Origin of the sequence: Cardiobacterium sp. Marseille-Q4385 (genome assembly GCF_916618745.1) — a bacterium.
Lineage (GTDB): Bacteria > Pseudomonadota > Gammaproteobacteria > Cardiobacteriales > Cardiobacteriaceae > Cardiobacterium.
This window is the reverse complement of sequence record NZ_OU745373.1, coordinates 920322-942503: the sequence shown is the minus strand read 5'-3', so window position 1 is coordinate 942503 and position 22182 is coordinate 920322. Positions and strand designations below refer to the sequence as shown.

The following is a 22182-nucleotide window of genomic DNA, read 5'->3' as shown; positions in this document are numbered from 1 at the left end:
AACAAACCACAGGAAGTCACAGACATGAACATCCACCTCTACGTCCTTATCCCGCGCCGCCTGACGAGTGCCCTCATGCACCGTCTCGCGCGCATCGAGAAACCGCGCTGGTTGAAAAATCGCATCATCGCCGCCTATAGCCGCATTACCGGTGCGAATACCGACTTCGCCGCTGAAAAGAATCCCTATGCCTACCGCAGCCTGAACGACTACTTCACCCGCGCCCTCGCTGATGGCGCACGCCCCATCGCTCCAGAAAACAGCGCCATCACCAGCCCGGTGGACGGACGCTGCGCCACTTACGGCACGGTGGACACCGGTACCATCCTGCAAGCGAAAGGCCTGCCATACAGTGTCGCCGCCCTGCTCGGCAGCGCAGAATGGGCGGAATACTTCGTCGGTGGCAGCAGCGCCACCCTCTACCTCGCCCCGGACGACTACCACCGCATCCACATGCCCTGCGACGGTCAACTGCTCGCCATGCGCTTCTGCCCCGGCGATAAACACAGCGTTGCCCTGCCGCTGCTCGACAAAATTCCAGGCATCTTCGCGGGTAACGAGCGCGTCGTCTGCCTCTTTGAAACCCCCTTCGGCAAGATGGCACTCGTCATGGTTGGCGCACTGAACGTCAGCAGCATCGAAACTGTGTGGCACGGCGTCGTCCTTAATCGCGACAACCACAACGACTATGACTACCGCGCCGATAACCTGCACTACCCGAAAGGCGCAGAAATCGGTCGCTTCAACCTTGGCTCGACCGTCATCCTCTTCTTCGAAAACAGCGTCATTGGCTGGGAACGCGCAGCGCTGAACGACGGGCGGAAAATCCATATGGGCGAGATCATCGCCGAAACCCTCTGAACGTAGATTAATAGAACGGCTGACGCCCACCACGTTAACGCGGTGGGCGTCAGTCTTGCGCGATAAGTCTTAAAACGGCACAAGCCATCGGTGTTAAGCACGACCGTATTGCAGACACTCTGTGGATAAGAACAAACACTGCATCATCAAAATTCATAATGAAGTCACAGAAAACTTATGTTGCATCGTGAGTGACTGCCATCCGACGCCGCCGAATACACAAAAAGCATCAAAATAATTCAAATAACACCTAACAAAGGCGCAAACAAGATTCAAAAAAACAAACAACTCCACAAAAAATTGTTGGTAACAGACTGGAGGAAGCCTCAAAACTTTATAAAAAACGATGCAAAAACAAGCAATAGTGATATTAAAATAAAACAAACGCACACCAGCTTGACACCCCCATAGCACCTCCCTATAATCCACACCCGACATCATTGATGTTATCTCCTCTATATCCTCCTTTGGTGGTTGTTTGCCGGGCTGCAAAGCCCGGCTTTTTTTATGTCTGTTTTAAGCGCAAGCATCGCCTTACGCCGTAAACAAAGCCCGGCTGCCTTTAATCGCATCGCGGAGCCACATGGCCTGGCCAAACAGCATTCATCCCGCATGCGCGGCTGAACAAACGGCTTTCCGCTATAATTTCCGGCAGATATACCAATCAAGGAAATTACGCATGTACCTCGTCCCCAACGTCCTCAGCCAGCAACTGGAAAGCCAATATCCCTTCTGGCAGGCGCCGCTGCCCTTTGATCTCATCGACGCTGAAATGTCCGGCAAAATCAGCGCTCATGGCGCACACGGCATCATCCGCATTGCCGCGCATGACAACCGCGACAGCCTCACCGCCCGTATCAACGCCTACCGCAAACACCATAGCGCGCCGTCTTTCTGTTTTGCCCACCTGCTGCCGCAGCAGCCGCAGGGCGACAACCCTGACAGCTTCGCCGCCGAAATCCTGCAACGCCGCCTCTTCACCGAGCCGCTCACGGCGCAGCGCGGCGACCACTTCCTTGACCTGCTCGACATCGCCATGGCCGCTAAACCGCGCGCCATCGGCTTTGCCCAGGGTCTGCCCGACCGCGAAACCCTCTCTCTCATCCGAGAACAAAACATCTTCACCTTCGCTATCGTCGGCAACCTGCTTGAAGCCATCAGCGCGGACGACTACGGCGTGGACGCCCTCGTCCTGCAAGGCATGGAAGCGGGCGGTGAACGCAGCTACTTCAGCAACGACCTGCCGCGCGTCGAACAAAGCGCCCTTTCGCTCCTGCAACAAGTGCGCAAATACAGCGACAAACCGCTCGTCCTCTGGGGCGACTTCACCGACGGTGCCGATATCGTCGCAGCCATCATCAGCGGTGCACAGGCGGTGATGCTCGATCGTCCCTTCCTCGCCTGCGCCGAAAACGGCCTTGACCCGGAAATCCGCGAACGCATCATCCATGCCAGCGAATACGACAGCGAAATCAGCCGCCAGTACACCCTCCGTCCGCTGCGCTGCCTGCGTCACGGTTTCAGCAAAGAAAACGAAGAACTGCTGCGCGGCGACGAAGCCCTCTTTGCTGCCGCTTTCGATATCAAACCCGAAGAGCGCCCGCTGTCTGTTGCTTTGAGTGCCATCGACGACCCGCAGAACCTGACCCACTACCTGAATCACCAGGCGCAACATATCCGCCAACTCATTGCCTGACCATGCTGCTCGATTACGCCCACCTCAACCTGGATGACGCGGGCAACCCGCGCAGCGAGCGCTACCACGACATTTATTACAGCGGCAACGGCTTTGCCGAAACCGAACACACCTACATTAACGGCAACCATCTGCACGAACGTTTTGCCCGCTGCACCGGCAACATCACCATCGGTGAAATCGGTTACGGCACCGGCCTCAACCTCATCCACACCGCCGAGACCTTCCTACACGACGCACCGCCGAGCGCCCGCCTGCACTATCTTAGCTTCGAGCGCCATCCCATCGCCGCAAACGACCTCGCCCGCCTCTGGCAAAACTGGCCGCAGCCCACCCTCCGTGCCGCCATCCTGGCGCAAAACCCGCACAACCACGCGGGCCACCACCTGCTCATAATCCACCCGCGCATCCACCTGCACCTCATCCTCGGCGACATCCGCGATACCCTGCCACCGCTGCGTGCCCGTGTGGACGCCTGGTACCTCGACGGCTTTGCACCAGCGAAAAACCCCGACTGCTGGACGCCTGCGCTCATGCAGGAAATCGCCCGCCACAGCGCGCCGGGCGCGACCATTGCCACCTTCAGCGCCGCAGCTACCGTGCGCGACGCCCTGAGCCAGGCCGGCTTTACCCCCGAAAAAATCCCCGGCTACGGCGCAAAACGCGACATGCTCACCGCCACCCTCACCACCCTGCCTGCACCGCGCCCGCACTGGAATAACCAGCCCGCCGCCGCAGACGGCCCCGTCGCCATCATTGGCGCGGGCATCGCCGGCAGCACCACCGCGCGCGCCCTGGCTGAAAGCGGCCGCCGCGTCACCCTCTACCACAGCGACGCCCACCCCGCCGCCAGCCACGTTCCACTCGCCGTACCCTACCTCAACCCCGACAGCGAGGACTCACCCGACCGCCCCTACCAGCTCGCCACCTGGCATCACGCCATGCGCGCCCTGCACACCTACCCGCGCAACATCTACAACCCCTGCGGCGTCACCAACCACGCCGAAAACCCGCGCGAAGCACGACGCCAGCAAGCCCTGCTTAACGCCCAGCTGCTGAATGCCGACGAAATCAGCGGCGACGCCACCGACCTCACCTACCCGCGCGGCGGCGTCATCCACTTGCCCACCCTGCTCGCTACCCTTGCCGACCATCCCAATATCCGCCGCGAAAACACCACCATCACCAGCCTTGCCGCGCTTGATGACTACGCTGCCATCATCCACTGCTGCGGCTGGCAACAAACCCTCAACCCGGCAACCGCACTGCGCGACACCATCCGTCCCCTGCGCGGACAGGGCAGCACCTACTACAGCGACCGTGTGCCGCCGGGCGTGTACTGCGGCGAACGCACCCTCATCCCTGATGACGACAGCATCTACAGCGGCGCCGGTTTCGACCCGGAAGACACCGACCTGACCCCGCGCGACAGCGACGATGCCAAAAACCTCGCCGCCATCCTGCAACACCTGCCTGGTGCACAAACCCGCCTGCGCGGACACTTCGTCGGCATTCGGGGCGCCAGCCGCGACCACATGCCGCTCGTCGGTGCCATCGGCGACACCGCCAGCGTCCTGCGCGAATACGCCGCCCTGCGCCGCGATGCCCACAAAACCATCATGCGCGACATCGCGCACCACCCGCGCCAATACATGCACCAGGGCCTCGGCTCCAAAGGCTGCACCTACGCCTGGCTGAACGCCGACATCCTCACCGCCATCATCAACGCCACCCCCATTCCGCTGCCTGCGCCGCAACTCGAACGCATCAACCCCACGCGCTACCTTATCCGCGCCCTCAAACACGGGCAGATATAAAACACCACCCACAGGAGAACAATCATGTCAGGGCTCAACAGCTCCATCACCTCCATCAACGGCTTCGGCATCACCTGGTACGGCAAAAGCGACTTCCATACAGACGGCAGCTACATCACCACCTGCTGGATTATCGCCCTGTACGTCCCGCTCATCCCGTTATACAGTCTGCGTGTGTGGGAAATTGCCGAAGAACAGCGCCTGTTCTGGCTAATCCCCTACACCGATACCAGCCGCTGCTACATACAAAAACAGCCGCTTCACTGGCGCCAAGTTGGGCGGGTGTACCTATACTTCCTGCCATTATTGGCTTTCATCCTGAACCTCGCGACCGACTTCGCATCCGGAGTTCCCTATTGGCTGACAGACCTGATTCCTCCTTTCCTCATCCTCTGGGCCTTCCTTCCGTGGTACCTGCGCCGCCGCGCCCGCCGTCGCCTCACGCAGCCACCCGCAAAACGCAAAAGCGTGATAAACCAATAAAACGCCATGCCGCTGACGCAACCATGCCCGCCAAGCGGCGTCAATACTGAGCCCGCCAAGCGGGATAAAACCTGGGCTCGCGTCAAGCGGGATACATCCGCTTCGTCACCCAACCTGCGGCACCACCCTCTACGATTCCCCGTGCAGTTTCCGCAGCGCCTCCTGCGCCTTTTCATGTCCTTGAGCGGCGGCGCGGTGCCATAGCGTATGAATATCGTCGAGATGCTCCTCAACATCATCGGCAAACACATAACTGAGGCCCAGCAAATACTGCGCATGCGCGTCATTCTGCGCCGCCGCCTGCTGCAACCACTCGCGTGCGCCGGTGAAATCCTGCCGCTGCAAAAATAGCGAGCCCAACGCCAACTGCGCATCCACATGCCCCTGCAATGCCGCCAGTTGCCACCAGTGCTGCGCGGCCGCCTCATCTACTGCGCCGCCGAAGCCCGCCTGATGCAGCGCGCCAAACTCATACTGCGCCACCGCCAGCCCCTGTTCCGCCGCCTGCGCCAGCCACCGCCGCGCCTCGGCATAATCCTGCGCCACGCCATGCCCGTCGCGGAAAAGCATGCCCAGGCCGCGCTGCGCTTCGCTGTTGCCCTGCGCCGCTGCCTGCTCCCAATAACTACGCGCCTGCGCATAGTCACGCGTGACACCATCGCCGTTGAAATAAAGCTCGCCCATCGCGTACTGCGCCACATCATCCTGTAACGCCAGGGCGACGCCCCACCACTCACGCGCAATCGCATAATCCTGCGTTACACCGATGCCGCGCTGGAACATCACCGCCAAATAGCGGATAGCTTCCACATTGCCCTCGCGTGCCAGCGCTTCCAGCTTGCGCCGGGCGCCGTCTGCATCCCCTTCCCGCAAAATGCGGATAGCGCGCTGCACCGCTGCCGACGGCTGTTCACCGAACATCTGCAAGGCGCTTGCCGCATAACCTTCGCCTTGAGCGGCTGCCTGCGCCAAAAGCCCGCGTGCCTCATCGTCCCGCCCCTGCGCCGCATAGAGCGCGCCGAGGGAAGTTTGCGCCAACGCCATGCCCTGTGCCGCCGCCTGCTGCCAGTAGACAATAGCCTGATGCACATCCTGCGTCACCCCCTGCGCATACAAATAAAACGTGCCGAGGATGAACTGCGCCTGCGCCTCGCCGGCGGCAGCCAGCGGGACAAGCACGGTATGGGCAGGGGCAAAATCCTGCTGCGCGCAGGCGGCAGCGGCATGTTGCAGTTGCTGACGCAACTCGCCGTTGTGAGCGGCGATGAGTTGCGCGAAGGCTTGACGGATGGGTTCCATGTAATGACTCCTTGTAACCAGATGACGCTGCCGACACCTGCTGCCGGACAACACCGGCAGTTTACCCCGCTTGTCGCAGTGCTAAACCGAAAAAAGCAGACCCCGCTATACTCCGCCTGCTCACCCACCACGAGGCCGCCATGCCCACCCGCTTTCACGACAAACACCGCCGCGCCAAGCGCGCCAGCCGCCGCCTGCAACTCGCTTTCTGGTTGAGCCTGCTGCTGGCCCATCTTGGCTACACCTCGGTCTTCTTCCTGCCGCTTATCGGCCTTGTCACCCTCGGCAAGTCCCCCCACCCCATCATCGCCAGCGGCGGAGTTATCGGTTTTCTTGCCATGCCGGTCATCATCAGCCTGGTCGCGGCGCTCTATCCCACCTCCCGCATCCTCACCGCTTACCACACCATGCGGCGCACCCTGGATGCCATGACAGTGGACGAACAGGCGGCGTCCCTCGGCGCTACCCCTGCCTGCCCCAATAACGACCCGGCAGAACGCCGCTACACCAACCTTATCGCCGAACTCAGCCTCGCTGCCGACATCGACGACCCCGACGCCTACGTCCTGCGCGACGACCACAGCATCAACGCCTTCGCCCTCAGCGACACAAACGGCGACCTTGCCCTTGCCGTCAGCCAGGGCGCACTCGACAACCTCAGCCGCGACGAACTGCAAGCCGTCCTCGCCCACGAATTCGGCCACATCGAAAACGGCGACCCCGTCCTCTACAACCGCCTCACCGCCATGCTTTCCTGCTATTACAGCAACGGCGGCGGCCGGCGTGGCGAAGAACACCTTTACACCCCTGAAGTCAGGGGTGGCAGACAAATCCTGCGCATGACCGACGACGAAACAAACCTCATCACCAGCAGCAGCATCCTTTACCTCTATGGCCGCCTCCTGCAAGCGGCCTTCGCCCGGCACCGTGAAGAAATGGCGGACGCCCGCGCCGTGCAATACACCCGCGACAGCAGCGCCCTCGTCGGTGCCCTGAAAAAAGCCTACGCCCTGCATACCCAGGGCATCCATCCGCGTCGCTCGCTGCTTGACCGCGCCCACATCTACTTCATCGACTACCGCCGCCCCGGCTGGCGACGCCTGCAAACCCATCCCACCCTGCGCGAGCGCATCAAAACCTGGGGCGGCGGCAACATCAGCGGCGCCGAACTGCGCGCCATCCTGAGCAACATTGACGCCTGCCGCAACAACCGGGCCGCCGCACCCCTGCAACCCATCGCGCCGCCGCCCGAACCCAACCCCAGCTACCCGCCAGCCACCTACGACCGCCTCCTTGCCGCCAAGCTGCAACCCGCCCCTGACGATCCCGTCGCCGCCCTGCTTGCCTACTTCGCCTACCACAGCGGCGCGGCCTATGCCGAACTCGAAAAAGCCGCCCTCCTGCCTGAGGCCATGCAAACGGCCTGCCGCCGGGCCTACAGCACCATCGAACAAAGCGACCCGCTGCAACGCCTCGCCCTCATCGCCTACCTGAGCCGCGCCGCGCTGAACTTCAACATCGCCACCAAACGCTACCTTGACCCGATAATCCGCCGCCTCATCCAGCACGACGGCGAACTCAGCCGCTACGAACACACTGCCTACCTCGCCTGGCGCGCCACCTGCATCCCCGACAATAACGACGATTACCGCGCCCGCGAAACCGCCATCGCCTACCTCTACAACTACCTCGCCGCCGACGATCCCGATGATCCCAACCCGCAAAGCACCTACCAGCGCTTGCTGACGAAGGGGCCGGCACTCAGCCAAGCGCCCGCATGGCAACCCCTCAACACCGACACATCCGCCAGCAGCCTGCAACTCTGCCGCCACGGCGACACACTGCGCCGCCTCGCGCGACCCTACCGGCAAACCCTATACAACAGCCTCACCAACTACTACCGCCAAAAACCGCAACTCACCCTCAAACAGGCACATCTGCGCTTCGCCCTGCAACACCTGTTAATGCCCCAAGCGCTGTCTGCGGGTGAATGACGTAGCAATCGCCGGGTGGGCAGCAGATAAAACCAGCGTACCTAAACAGTTGCCAAGCGGCGCAAGCACACGCTTTTTCATTTTTCCTGATACCGTTACGGAAAACGAGGCAGAGGATAGGCACTATTGCATTAACCAGGCCATGAGCGGCGGCTTGAGCCCAGTGTTTATCCCGCTTGGCGGCTCTGCTGTCAGGCACAGTATCATGCGAGTATCGTTCATCTGCGCAGGGAGTTTTTATGTCTTATCCAGCCCCGTACCCCTACATGCGTGTCGCTCTCGGTTTCATTGGTGGTGGCATCCTGCTGGCCTTTGTCTCCGCTATCCTGCGTTATCCGTTTATTCTTGGCAGCCCTAGCAGTCTGCTGCCCGTTTTGCGATCAATCGTCCTCCTGCAACTGGCTTGTGCCCTGCCGCTCACCGCCTGGCTGCTGTGGCGGCGTGTCACACGCACCCGGGACGGTATCCGTCGCACGATATGGATGGCGGTCGTGCTGGGGCTATTGGTGCACTTAGGCATCATGGTTTATTCCTTGCGAGATTTTCCCCTTCTGCCGGGTGAACAGTGGTCGTTCGCGTTGCTACTGTCCCAGCTTCTGCCCATTTTGGGGGAGGTAACACTGACAGCAGTGATTTATGGCCTGCTCTCCACCCGTTTCCTGCCGCCTGCCGAAGATACAGATGATATCGATAGTGCCCCGCCCGACTATCCTTATGTACGCGTTATCTGTGCTTTCCCGCTGCTGACGGGCCTGCTCTACGGCGTGCTGTATTGTCTGCTGATACTCGTCCTCTTCCGCTCGATTCGGCTGGGCAATATTCCCAAAGATATGAGTCTGCTCTTCATGCCCGGCATGTTTTTGGGGCTGTGGCTCGCCGCCTGGCGGGTGCGGCGCACGGCAACAGGTATTATTCATGTGCTGACTGCCGTCATTGTGCCGGCGATGTTCATTTTTCCCCTGCTCGCAGCAAATTCGGTGTATTACGGCGGTAGCGGGGTAGAAATGAACCTTGCCGCCATCCTTACCGCTCGCCTTGCCATTGCGGTGCTGATTGTGGCTCTGATATTCCTGCCACCCGAACCGCACTGGCACACGACCACAGTCGATTTTATTATGCTGGCTATCCTTGGCCTCAGCTGGGCGGCGCTTTGCATCGTGCTGACTGTTGGGCTGTTCCCTTATCTGTACACTCTTATCTTTTAGCACTGCCATGTCCTATCGCCCGCCTTACCCTTACGCCCGCATCCTTGGTGGCTTCATCCTCGGCAATGTCATCCTCACCGCACTGCTTTATCTCCTCCTCCGTCCCGGCTTCCTCGCTGGCAGCATGATGCCGTTTGACCCCCGTACTCTCGCCGTACTCTGCGGCGCTGCCGTTATTGCCGCTGTCCTCACCGCCTTGCCGCTGTTTCTTGGCCGTGCCGAACGCGAACAGCAGGGCGTTGGCCGCGCCATGATGCTGATCGGACTTTTCAGCCTGCCGCAGACGTTTTTCCCCTACCAGCAGGCGCTATACGTCCATTTTGCGCCGCCCTTTCTGGGGGAAATCCTTATCGTGCTCGCGATCAGGATGATTGCCTTCGCACAGCTCGCGTATTCGCTTCTGCCACGCCCGGAGCCGACCTTTGAAGACCGTCGCGACTGGCGCGCACGTCGCTATCCCTACTGGCGCATCGTCTTCGCTTTCCCCGTCCTCGGCGCTGTCATCTGCCATCTACTGCTGCCGGTCGCGGGCGATACCAGCCGTTTCAGCGAGTACTTTTTTCTCAACCGCAGCGCGCAGCTGCTCGTGCCCTATCTCGCCTGTGCGCTGTGGTTCGCCGCCTGGCGGTTGCGACGCAGCGTTTACGGCATCCCCCAAGCGGTTGCCGTCGCCACCTTCGTCGCTTATGGCCATTTCATGCTGTACCGCAGCTACGAAGAGAGCGCTGCGCCGCTGCCGCTTACCCTGCGCTTTGCCGTCATTGCCCTCGCGCTCACCTTCCTGTTGCTGCCAAAAGACCCAGAAGACCCACCCGGCCTCGGCGACTACGGCAAAATGCTGCTCGGCGGCATCCTCAGTATCGCCCTCTGCGCCCTTGTCTGCGCCAATCTCTTCCCGAAATAACCACAAAAAACCCCATATAATGCGCATCTTCCTCAACCGGAGCCCATGACCATGATCCAACTCCCCGTCATTCTCGGCCTTGTCCTTGCCGTAACCCTCGCCTCTGCACCAGAAAAAGCCGCCCCTGCAGACGACACGCCAACCATCAGCATCAACACCTACACCCTGCCGCCACGCCTCACCGCCACCCTGCCGGACGGTATCCTGCGCGCCGAACAGGCGGGCATCATCAACCTTGATTACACCCCGGGCGATGAAAAAACCTACTACTTCGACGCGGGCGGTGCCCCCGTCAACAAGGCAACCGCTGGCGGTTATTACCGTGTCGTCCTTGGCAAAACCGCCGACGGTCGCGACGTCATCCAAGACTACTATCAGGACAACGGCAAGCCGCAAACCGCCCCCATCATCCTGAAAAAAGAGGCCAAACTACACGACTTCGACAGCGGCATGAGCGACAGCAGAATCGTCTGGTACCGCGAAGACGGCAGCATCCTCGCCACCCAGGACTACAAAGGTGGCGCCGATCTTGGCCGCCACAACTACTACCAGAACGGCATCCTTGCCATGCAGAGCGCGTTGCCGTTTGACATCGCCAAAGAAGACGGCGATCCCTATGCCGCCGTCGGCGATATCAGCCGTGGCAACCGCTACTACTACCCGGATGGTCGCATCATGGCCTTTGAAGACCTGGAAGACGCTGATAACTTCGAACTACTCTACTACCGCGCCGACGGTAGCCCGCTCATGCACTTCCGCACCAGCGAAGACGACGGCGGCGACAGCAGCACTTGGAACGCGAACGGCGATTACGTCGCGGAAGAAGCAGTGCAAGCGGAAATTGACGCCGTCACCGCGCGCAAAGAAGAATTGCAAAGCGCGGTGCGTCGCGAAATGCCCTGAGGAGAACGCCATGCCCTTCCATCAAGCTACCCTCAGCGACAGCGAACGCACCGCCCTGCAACACGTTATCGATAGCGGCATCCTGCCATTTCCCCCGCCCGCCGTTCCCAACAGCTGGTGGGTAGATGCCGACCACGATGCTGCTCTCTGGGCAGCTCCCGCAGCCGACACCGCACCGCTGGACTTCCTCTGGCACTACTACCTCCGCCTCCACGGCGAGTATTACCGTTTCCTGCTTGAACCCGAACCGCTGACCTCGGCGCGCATCACACTCTACAAGCTCAAAGAAACCCTTCCCGCCGACTGCTACGGCAAAGCGCACGAGCACATCATTGCTACTTTGAAACAAGCGCTGATCGCTAAAACCGCGAGCGGCGAACACGAAGCATTTTTCAACTTCTGAGGCTAATCTACGCCGCTTACGCAACGTCATCGGCAAGAATAAAAACACATGCTTGTGCCGCCCGCCGGGGCGGTATTTATCGTGAAATGGCCGAGCAATAGCCACAATTCGCAAAGGTGGGCCTTGGTCCACCTTTTTTATCTTGGTGCGAACCCGGTATTCGACCTGCTTGGCGGACACCCCGCTCTGGCCATCCTTTCCCCGCAAGCGGATGGGGAAAGGGCATCCTCAGGGCGAATCCAAAGAATCAAGGAACGCTCAACCACGCCGTTTGACGCACATAATCCCGGGATTCGCACAAAGAAGCTGGGCCGATGGAAAACGCATTTAGTCGCAAGCGAAGAACCGTCTGTATCCGTCATGCGACAGAGAGGTATCACCTTCCCTAAGACTACTCGGCTGAAAAAACAACAAAAAACTTGATTGTCAAGCCTGTCGTCTCAAAAAAACTACAAAAACCCCATCGGAAAGCTTGCAAAGCCAAAATGCTTTCGCTAATATGCTCGCCAGCCAAGTTGTGGCTATGGAAAATTTTCTTTCAACTCAAGTTCAAGAAGGTACATCCTGTATGAAACTGACTAATCTCTCTCTCGCTATCTTGGTAGCAGTAGGCGTTGCCGCTTGCGGTGGCAGTGATGACAACAACAGCAACCGTCCGGTGGATCCGAAAACTCCGTCAACTCCGGACAATAACAATAACAACAATAACAACAACAATCAGGCCGACGAGCAACAGACTGTTGACCCGACCGGGACCAAAGTTGTGGATAACAAAGACCTGACTAAAGTCTCTACCGTTGGTACCCTGCAATATGTCCGTCGCGAAGGTTCTCAATATGACCGCGCCAACAACCCGAGCAAACAGGCTTCAGCTTCTCCGTTGTTGGGTGTAACCCTGAATGACCAAAACCCGAGCCTGACCAACATCGTTCTCGCTCGTCAAGAACTGGTTCGTGCCGATGGTCAGCCGGTAAAAGCACAGTTTGCTGGTAGCAGTAACCCCAAACCGTTGACAGCTACTGGTGCATTCCTGCGTGGCGATTTGGACAGTGTCAGCTTGCAGGAAGAAAACTATAAGAACGTTGACGTGCTGGCTGGTATGTACGTCGACCGGGATAATGATGGAGCAGGCGCAGCAGGTCTCCAAGTCAACAATAACGTAGATAGCAATGGTGCGATCAAACGTACATTGCAGGACGATGGTGCCAAAGTTTTCAACGCGGTAGTAACAAAAGCTGGTTCAACTGCGGCAACCAAATATGCACGGGTGGTTACACCTCTAACAACTCCAGTTAACCCCGACGATCCGTCTGCCATCGCGGCTGCCGATGAGGCTTATAACACGAGCCCGAGAGCGTGGTCTACCTTGACTGGCGCTTTAGCTGGTGCTACAGGTCCAGGCGTCTATTCTACCGACGGTGCTGATGGTTTCACTGCGATTATTGATCCGGCAACTTGGAAGAAATCCAGACAAACCGGGGTAGTTGCGGGCACTCCTGTTTACGGCTTGGAAAGCAGCACCAACACGAAAGATGGTAAAGGCCAAGATATCTACTACTACAGAGGCGTTACAAAAGAAGTGAACGCTGCTGGTACTGCACTTGAAGAAACCAAGCGTACTGTAACGGCTAAATTTGCCCATAACCACACCAATGGCAGCCGCTACGGTAAAGGGTTGGTCTGGTGGAGCACCCCGGAAACCGCATTCGAAAACGAATTTACCCGTCGTGGTACTGACAGCATCCCGACTGCCCAACTCGATCCAGCTAACGCAGCGCTCGGTGAAGTTGATGGCACCAATACAGTATTGAAAGGTGATAGCCGTGCAGCAACCAACGGTCTCGTCCGTGTCGGTGGCGGTCTGTCAACCTTGGGTCAAGAATTGAACTATGACGGAGGTAAATGGGTAGATCATCACAACACTACTACCCGTATCTTCGGTCGTTATCACTTGGCCTATGCTGACAACAACGTTGTTAACCCGCTGTCGCTGAACAGCTACTCTGGCGCAAGAACCTTCGTTGCTGAGTACGATGCCAACAATGAAAACCTCGCTACCCAATACAGCTTGGGTGCACGACCGATGACCCTGACTCGTGTTCAGTATGGTCGTGTTAGCAACAACCTTGACCTGGATGCCGGACAAACTGGATATCAGGACAACTTCATGCGTAGCGACTTTGTTCGTAAGAACAATGACGGTGGTGTAGATAACTACTTCTACCGTGGTACTGATGCTACCAGCATCGAGCAAATGGCTGCCCTGCCGAGCAACCAAAGCGCTGTTTACCATGGTCACGCCCTCATGTACGGTATCGACAACAGCTTCCACGGTAGCACCGGCAATAAAGGCCGCGATCTGCCTAACGCCTTTGCTCCTGCCGGCAGCACCACAAGTGGCATCGGCTTGGGTAACTTCGTCGAAGCTCGTGTGAACTTCAACGACAAACGCGTTACCGGTGAAGTTTATAACACCTGGTTGCTTGACCCGACCAAGAATGCCACAACCAAAGACAAGCTGGTCCAATTCCAAGGTGCCATTACTGGTAATACTGTAGTTGGTTCAGCTGACCGTGTGTACATCACTGGTGATGATGATGCTACCTTTAAGGCCTCCTTCTTCGGTGATAAAGCTCAAGAAATGGGTGGTTCCTTCAACAGCGTCAAAGATACCGATCGTTACGGCGACGCTTACGGTACCAATGATTGGGGTGGTGTATTCGGTGCAACCCGCGGCGAAACCAACACCTTCCAAGGTGATGACGGTAACAACGTATACAGCGACTAATCGCCAAATATATCAAGCAGTTCTTACAGCTTGATTGTTACCCGAAAAACGGCTACGCAAGTAGCCGTTTTTTTATGCATAAATGCTGCAAGCAGGGGTATTCAACTGGTGCCTCTGCAAAAACGCCTTTTCCCTAACTTTCACCTTGAGGCAAGTCAGCGCAAACTTCACTTATAGTCAAATCGCTAATAAGGAGTAACAAGGATAAAGAACTAAAACAGCAGGGCATTCACATCGGCCAACCGCCATTGTTTCCTCAATCGCTTGATCCATGTCCACATCTTCTCTATCGGGTTGAAATCCGGGCTATAGGGAAGAAGCCACAGCACCGTATGCCCCTCAGCCTGCAACGCATCCAGCGTGTCCTGCCGTTTGTGGAAGGAGGCGTTGTCCATCACGATCACACTGCACGCGGGTAGTTCCGGCAGCAGTATTTCTGCCACCCATGTGTGAAAAACATCGCTGTCTATGCTGCAATCAAAGGCAGTGAAAGCAAATGGCACCGTGCCACGCAGGGCGCCGATAACGTTGGTTTGTGCCTTGCTCCATCCGGATACGCCTGCGCATTTTTGCCCGCGTGCTGCATAGCCGTAAGGACGGGAAATGTCTTTTCTGAAGCCACTTTCATCGATATAAACAAATGGAGGCAGCCGTTCTTCATAGATGCTTTTTACTTCGAGGAATTCACGGTGTCTTTCTTCGTCCGCCTTGCGATGGTGGAAGTCTTTTTTTAACGGTGATGCGATAGCGCTTGAGCGCCTTGCAGATGCCGTTCTACGAGCAGCCCAAACGTGCAAGCCCTTTCCCATTGATAGTCATCAGGGTGCTCGGCCACGTCTTGCCGGATGAGTTCTTCTGTGAGAAGGCGGGGCGTAGAACGGCGGCTGCCTTTGGGTTGTGGCTGTTTCTTCCAGGTGGCGAGGGTGTTGGGACTGATACGGTGTCTGGAGCTACTTCGCGATAGGAGCTATCTTCGAGTTATGCAAGGATTTTTTTACGGATATAGGTTGGATAAGTCATGATTTTGATGGTTACTGTTTTTTGCTATTTAACTATATAGTCCGGTGTTTGTTCCGCTTACGCCTACCAAGCGCTTCATCCGCGTAGCAAGCGCTTGCGCCGGCATTGCGTACCCCACAAAATTCCTGGCACCCACCATCTCATCACAGGATTTTTCATGTCTAACTTTATTCCTGATCTCAACGATCCGCGCACCCGTGGCTGGGGCGGGCATGAATATGAATACGACTGTGGCGATGATCGTGGCTACTTCATCTTCTCCTGGCTGGGTTTTATCGTCCTCTTCGCCCTTCCTTTCACCCAGACGCCGGGCGGCATACTAATCGCTACCCTGCTGCTGTGGTTGATGCTTGGCATCTTGACACCCAGCTATTACGCCACCAGTCAGGCAGGCGGCAACCTGCATGCGCCCGCCGTTATCTGCGACCCGCAGGGGTTGACCATTTATAACAGTAACCAGCGCATTGAGTACCAATGGCGCTGGCAGGCGCTCGATAGCGTTAGTGCGCGCAATAACGGCCTGCGCATCATCCCGCGCGATGACGAAGCGTTGACCTACCGCGACTTTCGCCTCGGGCGCGATATGGAAACCCTCCTCGCCATTGCCGTTGTCGCCACCGGCTACTTGCACGGTCGGGCACCGTCCGTCCCGCCCGCGCCCTCTGCCGACATTAACCACATCTGGTACAAACCGCAGGATGATATTGTCTGGTTGAGCAGCAGCAATCTGCTGCTGCCCGTCCTCGCGCTGGCCTTCTGCTGGCCTGGTCTCATTCAATACTGGCCCGATCTCCCGCAGGGAACCATTACTGTCGCCATCGTCGTCGGTTTCTTTGACCTGTTTGAGATCTTGAACCACTACCATCGCTATTACAGAAACAGCGGGCTGTGTCGGCGCATCGTCATTGATAACAATGGTCTGCATTTCCTCGAAACCAGCAACAGAGGCAGCGTCCTTCCCCCGCTTTCCATATCCTGGACGGACATCGCCCATATCGAAATCACAGAAGAGAAGAAAGGGCGCCATACCTTCAACTACCTGCGCATCACCGACCGCCTCAGCAACTATCACAAAAGAACGCTGAGTGGGGAAGAGGATGTATGGCCGGGTAGGGAAATCGTTGCTGCTGTTGAGGCCATCATCGATCATCGCCCGCTGCCACCGCTTACCTCCGGCAAGATCCCCATCATCCTGGCCGAGATACCGCCTGCTATCCGCCGTTTCTTTTGGGCAAATGTTCTGTTCACCGCTGTGGTCATCCTCGGCTACGGCAGCTGTCTGTACCTGCATCGCTGCATTGTCCCCATCAGCCCTAAGAACGTGTTCATAGTCTTCGTAGCAGGACTCCCAAGAAAGCCAAAGCTACCATTTGCAGACTGGTACTCAACTTACGCTCACAGTTTTTCCAAAGCCGCCTATTCTTTTCCAACCAGGAAAAACTGCGCTCTACTACCCATCGCTTCGGCAATACTGCAAAACGGTGCAATTCGTTTCGTTTGGCAATCTCTACCTCCGCACCAATCAACGCTTGTACCGACGAAGCAAATGCCTTACCCGTGTAACCACCGTCAGTAAGGACTTTTTGTACCGCCCCAAGATTATCCTTGTCACGTTCCAATGCCAGCAGACAGCCTTTTCTATCCGTAATATCCGCCGTCGTTACCGCAATGGCATGCGGCAAACCCTGCGTGTCAACCGCTATATGCCGCTTGATACCGCTAACCTTTTTGCCCGCATCGTAGCCTTTTTCGGCGTAATGGACAAAATAGGTGTTTTTAGGCCGGCTCCTTTGCGAAATAATCTATTATAAACCGTAGCTTACTCTCCTTTTTTAAGCCCCGATGACACCGCAAAAGCTGCTTCATTTCGCTGAATTTCCCTTCCAGCAAATTGGTCGTATTCGGGATACCCGGGTCGGGAAAATGCTCGCAGGTAAACAACCATGGCAGATGCCGTTTCAGGCTGTTGTACGCGGCGCGCAGACGCTTATGCGTGTAGTGTGAGTGGCCTGTTTTCTCGTTCACACTGCGTTCGTTCAGGAAGGCGGCGTACTGCTCGTACCAGCGCTTGAGCGCCGCTTCAAACGCCGCCTGAGTGGTTTCCGTCAGGGTCAATGACAGAGCCCGCAGCGCCTGTGCTGCTGGGCTTTTAGGCTTCCTGGTCAGGTGGCGCACGATGATTTTTATTTGGTGAAATTGGCACATCTGTATGGGTACATCCGGGAAAACGCCCAGCAAACCGCTTTTGCCGTCACAGATAATGCTTTGTATCACAACACCTTTCTCTCGCAATGCAGCGACCGCCTGCGTGTAGAGCGCATTGGTTTCCCGCTCAATTACCGTCACAGTCAAGGCTCGCTTGCTGCGAGCGTCGTAGAGAACCATGACACCCCATTTTCGACCGAAATAGGTGGTGTCCATGATGAGGTTAACAGGTGCTTGTGGCAGCGTGCATTCGCCCTGTGTAGCGGCTTTGGCGAGGTGGCGACGGATGGTTTTGATGCTGCATCCGTACTGCGCGGCAAGCTGTGCGGCGCTTTGCTTGCCTTCGCTGTAGCGCTGCCAAAGGGTGTTGGGATTAAGGCGTTGGCCCCCTATGAATTGGCGCTTACAGGAGCCGCAATGGTATTGCTGTTTCCCGTTATCACGATGCCCGTTTTTCTTGACCTGTTTGGAGCCGCAGAAAAAGCATTTTTTGTGTTCAAAGGTTTTGACCTCGCGTAAAGCCTTGCAGCGTAAGGGCTACAGCGATTTTTAGCATGAAATTTGTCCATTACGCCGTAAAAATAGCATAAACGGTATTTGCAATTTTATTAGGCATAATCTTCTTCTCCTTTAAGGTTCGTTATGAAAAATGTTTTTTGCATTTTTGAAAAGAGTAGATATCAGCAAAAATACAATAAAGCAATAAACAATAAACCTATTTTCTACATTATTCCGAGGCTCAATTTCTTTCAGCTTATTATCTTGCAATAGATAATTTACCTGAAAAGAACTAAGATTATAATCCATATCTAGATAATTCATTTTCAGCATCAGGCAGCTTCTTTTTTTATTAATTTGCAGTATCTCTAGTTTTTCAATAGCATCATTGCCAGAAGATTTGTTAAAATAATCTCGATTCTTGCATGGCGAAAAATTGCAATCACAATAATACGTTTTTCCATTAATGTTTAATTCCATAAAAGGATTTAGAGAACGGCGGGTATCAGGCCTAAGGCTGCGTTGGGCATACATGATTGGCGTTCTGGAATCGCCATCTGCAATAATCACATCTCCTTTGGCACTATCAAAAACCAATTTCTTTTTGAACTCAATCGTCGTTATCGGAAAAATGACATGGCGCGTTAGCAAGAATGCAAAAAATAGAAATAAATATATCCAGTTAAATTGTTTTTGTGTCATAACACGTGCATCTATGTATACCATCAGCAGGATCACACAAAATATAACCAAATTAATCCAGTTAAAATATTTTTGCATCATAGTATTTCTCCTGGTGTAGATGGGAAGTCGGAATAATCGGTGTAGCTAACAGAAGCACCAACAATAGAGTTAATTTCATGGGGCAATTCATCTCTTCTTGCAAGAATATATATAGATTTAGAACTTAAAGCTGCCATTCTATATCCCCTTTATCTTTCTTAATATCAATTACATTAAAACAAATATTCATAAATAAAGATATTGCAAATATTGTATAAGCAAGCACTCTATAATGTACATACCGTATGGGCTCAATATTTCTTAAACGCTCATCTTGTAAAAATATCTTGCCGTGTCCGTTATATGCCGCATTTAAATCATAATCCTCTCCCAAATAACGCATTTTACTGACCACACAATACCGATACCGGTTGGTTTGCAGAACCTCTATGCTTTCTATCATGGTTGTACGGCGATTCCTTGTAGGGTCATCAGGAATCCTGCTGTTGGGCGGGTTATTAAAGTAATCCCGGCTGTAGCAATGATTAAAATAGCACTGGCAATACCAATTTTTGTCATTGATTACAATCGTCATAGACGGAAAGACGGGATATTGCTTCTTGGCTTCTGCCGAGTCCGTCCGCGATGCCCTACTGGGTATTCTTGAGCTGCTTTTGACATAAATGACGTCTCCTTTTTGCTGGTCAAAGCTCAAATACCGCTTGAATTCCATGCCTCTTTTGGGGAACAGAACAAAAACGACCAAGACCAGCCCGGCGATCAGCCCCAAATAAACCCGGTTATAGTATTGCTGCGACCGGGGCGGCCTCACTTCAACATATTCGTTTAGTTTCATGGAATTCCTCCTGCCGTAATCCAGCAAATATCATATTTGCACCTTCACCAAGAATACCTTTATTGGCGTGCCTGTCGCCATTCTGCGTGACAGCTAGAAATCCGTCTGTCCATATTTCCGTTCGTCATCATTATCCATGTCTTCCCAAAAATATATCATCATTCCAGGAATTATTCCCACCATAATAATTCTCATGAACTACTGCCGCCGCTCCTCGCCTGCATCGTCATCCTGCGCACCTGCCGCGCCCTCTTCCCGGTAGTCGATGAAGCCAACGACGAGCCGGCCTCGCGCACGACCTCGACCTGCGCCCGATTGAAACCATCTTCATCGGCGGCGGCACGCCCAGCCTGTTGCGCGGTGCCGCCTTTGACGCGCTGCTCGACGGCATCAACCGCTAAGCCCCTTGCCGGACAGCTGCGAAATCACCTTGGAAGCCAACCCCGGCACCTTTGAACAGGCGAAATTCGCCGACTACCCCGGCATCGGCGCCGGCGCGCACGGCAAACAGACGCGCGACGGCAGCATCAGCCGCAGCAGCAAATACCGCGCGCCGGGGGCGTAGCAAAAAGTGGCGGGCGCGGGCGACAGCCCCTACCGCGACCAGCGCTTCACCGTGCCGCGCGACGAACAGGTATTTGAATTCATGATGAACGCCCTGCGCCTGAAAGACGGCGTGCCAACCGCCTATCTGCACGGCACGAGCGCAGCGCGCTGACCCTGGACGAACTGCGGGCAACGCTGACGCAGTTCATCGCGCAAGGGCTGATAGAAGCCGACATCGAACAGCACCTGAAAACCAGCGAACGCGGCTTTGCCCTGCTCAACAACGTGCTGGATGCCTTTCTCTAAGAGCGTGTTCATAGTCTTCGTAGCAGGACTCCCAAGAAAGCCAAAGCTACCATTTGCAGACTGGTACTCAACTTACGCTCGCAGTTTTTCCAAAGCCGTCTGTTCTTTTCCAACCAGGAAAAACTGCGCTCGACTACCCATCGCTTTGGCAATACCGCAAAGCGGTGTAATTCGTTTCGTTTGGCAATCTCTACCTCCGCACCAATCAACTCCTGTACTGACGAAGCAAATGCCTTACCCGTGTAACCACCGTCAGCAAGGATTTTTTGTACCGCCCCAAGATTATCCCGCCCACGTTCCAATGCTAGCAGGCAGCCTTTTCTATCCGTAACATCCGCCGTCGTTACCGCAAGCGCATGCGGCAAACCCTGCGTGTCAACCGCTATATGCCGCTTGATACCGCTAACCTTCTTGCCCGCATCGTAGCCTTTTTCCATGGCGGTATCCGTGTTCTTCACACTCTGCGCATCAATAATCAGGAAAGTGGTTGCTTCATGATGCCCCTGCTTGCGGCGCTCCGCAACTACCTGATTTTTTTAATGCTTCCTCAAGGATGCTGATGCCACTCTCGCGTGGCTCAGTCCATCTCTGGAAGTAGGAATGCACGGTGCGCCATTTGGGGAAATCGCCCGGCAAAGCGCGCCAGGAGCAGCCAGTGCGTTGCAGGTAGAGAATGGCACAAAAGACATCGTACAAGTCCACCTGACGTGGCGCTGTGCGTTTACGGGCACTTTCCAGCAGGGGGAGGAGAGGCGCAAATTGCTCGCGACTGATATCGCTTGGGTAGGTTTTTCTGTTCATGCCGATAGTTTACAGCAGAGGCTGAGACAATGAACACGTTCTAAGAACCTGTTCAAAATCCCAAAAAAGCAAATTTTTTAGTGCACTGAAGCGCGGTAAACCGCGGCGTATACCCATCGCTTCGGTAATACTGCAAAACGGTGCAATTCGTTTCGTTTGGCAATCTCTACCTCCGCACCAATCAACTCCTGTACCGACGAAGCAAATGCCTTGCCCGTGTAACCACCGTCAGCAAGGATTTTTTGTATCGCACCAAGATTATCCAGTTCGCGTTTTAATGCCAAAAGACAACCTTTTCTATCCGTAACATCCGCCGTCGTTACCGCAAGGGCATGCGGCAAACCTTGCGTGTCAACCGCTATATGCCGCTTGATACCGCTAACCTTCTTGCCCGATCGTAGCCTTTTTCTATGGCGGTATCCGTGTTCTTCACACTCTGCGCATCAATAATCAGGAAAGTGGTTGCTTCATGGCGTCCCTGCTTGCGGCGCTCCGCAACTACCTGATTTTTTTAATGCTTCCTCAAGGATGCTGATGCCACTCTCGCGTGGCTCAGTCCATCTCTGGAAGTAGGAATGCACGGTGCGCCATTTGGGGAAGTCGCCCGGCAAAGCGCGCCAGGAGCAGCCAGTGCGTTGCAGATAGAGAATGGCACAAAAGACATCGTACAAGTCCACCTGACGTGGCGCTGTGCGTTTACGGGCACTTTCCAGCAGGGGAAGGAGAGGAGCAAATTGCTCGCGACTGATATCGCTTGGGTAGGTTTTTCTGTTCATGCTAATAGTTTACAGCAGAGGCTGAGACAATGAACACGTTCTAAGGCCCTGCTTGCCCTCGTCGTCGCCTACATGACGCTGGCCGCTGCCGCTTTCTT

At 55.7% G+C, this 22182-nt stretch carries 20 protein-coding genes and 2 pseudogenes; 13 read left to right on the top strand and 9 right to left on the bottom strand.

Going from position 1 to position 22182, the window contains the following annotated elements; translation table 11 throughout:
- The first annotated feature begins 24 nt into the window (after positions 1–24).
- The 4 genes from asd to LG374_RS04475 all read left to right on the top strand — a co-directional run bounded on the left by asd (position 25) and on the right by LG374_RS04475 (position 4857).
- Positions 25–861, top strand: coding sequence for an archaetidylserine decarboxylase (gene asd / locus LG374_RS04490; protein WP_225756576.1), 837 nt, complete (start codon positions 25–27; stop codon positions 859–861).
- Positions 862–1540: 679 nt separating this feature from the next.
- Entirely contained in the window at positions 1541–2557 is a 1017-nt protein-coding gene (locus LG374_RS04485) for a nitronate monooxygenase (protein WP_225756575.1), read from the top strand.
- A 2-nt stretch (positions 2558–2559) separates the two neighbouring features.
- Positions 2560–4374, top strand: a complete 1815-nt coding sequence (gene mnmC / locus LG374_RS04480) for an FAD-dependent 5-carboxymethylaminomethyl-2-thiouridine(34) oxidoreductase MnmC (protein WP_225756574.1) — start codon at positions 2560–2562, stop codon at positions 4372–4374.
- A 24-nt stretch (positions 4375–4398) separates the two neighbouring features.
- Positions 4399–4857 (top strand): hypothetical protein, encoded by a 459-nt coding sequence (locus tag LG374_RS04475; RefSeq protein ID WP_225756573.1) that lies wholly within the window; start codon positions 4399–4401, stop codon positions 4855–4857.
- Positions 4858–4986: 129 nt separating this feature from the next.
- Here LG374_RS04475 and LG374_RS04470 read toward each other — a convergent pair whose 3' ends face one another.
- The gene (locus LG374_RS04470) at positions 4987–6156 is read right to left on the bottom strand and encodes an SEL1-like repeat protein (RefSeq protein ID WP_225756572.1); all 1170 of its coding nucleotides are present in this window, start codon (positions 6154–6156) and stop codon (positions 4987–4989) included.
- Between the two features lie 140 nt (positions 6157–6296).
- On the opposite strand from LG374_RS04470, the gene LG374_RS04465 reads away from it, so the two are divergent.
- The 6 genes from LG374_RS04465 (at position 6297) to LG374_RS04440 (ending at position 14353) form a co-directional block, all read left to right on the top strand.
- Positions 6297–8150 carry a M48 family metalloprotease gene (locus LG374_RS04465; protein WP_225756571.1) on the top strand — a complete coding sequence of 618 codons (1854 nt, stop codon included), beginning with the start codon at positions 6297–6299 and terminating at the stop codon, positions 8148–8150.
- A gap of 239 nt (positions 8151–8389) precedes the next feature.
- Complete coding sequence (locus LG374_RS04460; protein ID WP_225756570.1) at positions 8390–9355, top strand: hypothetical protein; 966 nt, start codon at positions 8390–8392, stop codon at positions 9353–9355.
- A gap of 7 nt (positions 9356–9362) precedes the next feature.
- Positions 9363–10259, top strand: a complete 897-nt coding sequence (locus tag LG374_RS04455; protein ID WP_225756569.1) for a hypothetical protein — start codon at positions 9363–9365, stop codon at positions 10257–10259.
- 51 nt (positions 10260–10310) lie between these two features.
- A complete protein-coding gene (locus LG374_RS04450; protein ID WP_225756568.1) occupies positions 10311–11162 on the top strand; it encodes a hypothetical protein in 852 nt (283 codons plus the stop codon).
- A 10-nt stretch (positions 11163–11172) separates the two neighbouring features.
- Positions 11173–11565 (top strand): hypothetical protein, encoded by a 393-nt coding sequence (locus tag LG374_RS04445; protein ID WP_225756567.1) that lies wholly within the window; start codon positions 11173–11175, stop codon positions 11563–11565.
- Positions 11566–12133: 568 nt separating this feature from the next.
- Complete coding sequence (locus LG374_RS04440) at positions 12134–14353, top strand: transferrin-binding protein-like solute binding protein (protein WP_225756566.1); 2220 nt, start codon at positions 12134–12136, stop codon at positions 14351–14353.
- A gap of 212 nt (positions 14354–14565) precedes the next feature.
- Here LG374_RS04440 and LG374_RS04435 read toward each other — a convergent pair whose 3' ends face one another.
- The 3 genes and pseudogenes from LG374_RS04435 to LG374_RS04425 all read right to left on the bottom strand — a co-directional run bounded on the left by LG374_RS04435 (position 14566) and on the right by LG374_RS04425 (position 17794).
- Positions 14566–15162: a transposase gene (locus tag LG374_RS04435; RefSeq protein WP_225756565.1), complete on the bottom strand. Its 597-nt coding sequence runs from the start codon at positions 15160–15162 to the stop codon at positions 14566–14568.
- A gap of 1536 nt (positions 15163–16698) precedes the next feature.
- Positions 16699–17124 (bottom strand): annotated as a pseudogene (locus tag LG374_RS04430) (IS5 family transposase); the annotation flags it as partial.
- Between the two features lie 25 nt (positions 17125–17149).
- Positions 17150–17794: a transposase gene (locus tag LG374_RS04425; protein WP_225756564.1), complete on the bottom strand. Its 645-nt coding sequence runs from the start codon at positions 17792–17794 to the stop codon at positions 17150–17152.
- A gap of 18 nt (positions 17795–17812) precedes the next feature.
- Here LG374_RS04425 and LG374_RS04420 point away from each other — a divergent pair, with 18 nt between their 5' ends.
- Positions 17813–18097 carry a hypothetical protein gene (locus LG374_RS04420; protein ID WP_225756563.1) on the top strand — a complete coding sequence of 95 codons (285 nt, stop codon included), beginning with the start codon at positions 17813–17815 and terminating at the stop codon, positions 18095–18097.
- A gap of 111 nt (positions 18098–18208) precedes the next feature.
- Here the strand turns inward: LG374_RS04420 and LG374_RS04415 are convergent, their stop codons facing one another.
- Together LG374_RS04415 and LG374_RS04410 are read right to left on the bottom strand one after the other, a co-directional pair.
- Positions 18209–18859: a hypothetical protein gene (locus LG374_RS04415; RefSeq protein ID WP_225756562.1), complete on the bottom strand. Its 651-nt coding sequence runs from the start codon at positions 18857–18859 to the stop codon at positions 18209–18211.
- A gap of 124 nt (positions 18860–18983) precedes the next feature.
- Positions 18984–19655, bottom strand: coding sequence for a hypothetical protein (locus LG374_RS04410; RefSeq protein ID WP_225756561.1), 672 nt, complete (start codon positions 19653–19655; stop codon positions 18984–18986).
- Between the two features lie 406 nt (positions 19656–20061).
- Here LG374_RS04410 and LG374_RS04405 point away from each other — a divergent pair, with 406 nt between their 5' ends.
- Positions 20062–20220 carry a hypothetical protein gene (locus LG374_RS04405; RefSeq protein WP_225756424.1) on the top strand — a complete coding sequence of 53 codons (159 nt, stop codon included), beginning with the start codon at positions 20062–20064 and terminating at the stop codon, positions 20218–20220.
- Between the two features lie 6 nt (positions 20221–20226).
- Entirely contained in the window at positions 20227–20373 is a 147-nt protein-coding gene (locus LG374_RS04400) for a hypothetical protein (RefSeq protein WP_225756560.1), read from the top strand.
- Here LG374_RS04400 and LG374_RS04395 read toward each other — a convergent pair.
- From LG374_RS04395 to LG374_RS04385, 3 genes and pseudogenes are all read right to left on the bottom strand, one after another.
- Entirely contained in the window at positions 20343–20519 is a 177-nt protein-coding gene (locus LG374_RS04395; RefSeq protein ID WP_225756559.1) for a hypothetical protein, read from the bottom strand. The genes LG374_RS04400 and LG374_RS04395 overlap by 31 nt on opposite strands.
- Positions 20516–21308 (bottom strand): IS5 family transposase gene (locus LG374_RS04390; protein WP_225756001.1). Its coding sequence is split into 2 segments (ribosomal slippage): positions 20516–21043 and positions 21045–21308, totalling 792 coding nucleotides; the frame shifts between segments, so codons are not numbered across the junction. Before LG374_RS04390 ends, LG374_RS04395 begins: the two co-directional genes overlap by 4 nt.
- Before the next feature lie 110 nt (positions 21309–21418).
- A pseudogene (locus LG374_RS04385) lies at positions 21419–22084 on the bottom strand (IS5 family transposase); the annotation flags it as partial.
- Positions 22085–22182 lie beyond the last annotated feature (98 nt).

Coding starts and splice junctions, on each gene's coding strand:
- LG374_RS04395 (WP_225756559.1), bottom strand. CDS start 20,519: ATGAACACGCTCTTAGAGAAAGGCATCCAGCACGTTGTTGAGCAGGGC.
- LG374_RS04415 (WP_225756562.1), bottom strand. CDS start 18,859: ATGATGCAAAAATATTTTAACTGGATTAATTTGGTTATATTTTGTGTG.
- LG374_RS04445 (WP_225756567.1), top strand. CDS start 11,173: ATGCCCTTCCATCAAGCTACCCTCAGCGACAGCGAACGCACCGCCCTG.
- LG374_RS04450 (WP_225756568.1), top strand. CDS start 10,311: ATGATCCAACTCCCCGTCATTCTCGGCCTTGTCCTTGCCGTAACCCTC.
- LG374_RS04455 (WP_225756569.1), top strand. CDS start 9,363: ATGTCCTATCGCCCGCCTTACCCTTACGCCCGCATCCTTGGTGGCTTC.
- LG374_RS04465 (WP_225756571.1), top strand. CDS start 6,297: ATGCCCACCCGCTTTCACGACAAACACCGCCGCGCCAAGCGCGCCAGC.
- LG374_RS04460 (WP_225756570.1), top strand. CDS start 8,390: ATGTCTTATCCAGCCCCGTACCCCTACATGCGTGTCGCTCTCGGTTTC.
- LG374_RS04475 (WP_225756573.1), top strand. CDS start 4,399: ATGTCAGGGCTCAACAGCTCCATCACCTCCATCAACGGCTTCGGCATC.
- LG374_RS04410 (WP_225756561.1), bottom strand. CDS start 19,655: ATGAAACTAAACGAATATGTTGAAGTGAGGCCGCCCCGGTCGCAGCAA.
- LG374_RS04485 (WP_225756575.1), top strand. CDS start 1,541: ATGTACCTCGTCCCCAACGTCCTCAGCCAGCAACTGGAAAGCCAATAT.
- LG374_RS04440 (WP_225756566.1), top strand. CDS start 12,134: ATGAAACTGACTAATCTCTCTCTCGCTATCTTGGTAGCAGTAGGCGTT.
- asd (WP_225756576.1), top strand. CDS start 25: ATGAACATCCACCTCTACGTCCTTATCCCGCGCCGCCTGACGAGTGCC.
- LG374_RS04470 (WP_225756572.1), bottom strand. CDS start 6,156: ATGGAACCCATCCGTCAAGCCTTCGCGCAACTCATCGCCGCTCACAAC.
- LG374_RS04425 (WP_225756564.1), bottom strand. CDS start 17,794: ATGGACACCACCTATTTCGGTCGAAAATGGGGTGTCATGGTTCTCTAC.
- LG374_RS04435 (WP_225756565.1), bottom strand. CDS start 15,162: ATGGGAAAGGGCTTGCACGTTTGGGCTGCTCGTAGAACGGCATCTGCA.
- mnmC (WP_225756574.1), top strand. CDS start 2,560: ATGCTGCTCGATTACGCCCACCTCAACCTGGATGACGCGGGCAACCCG.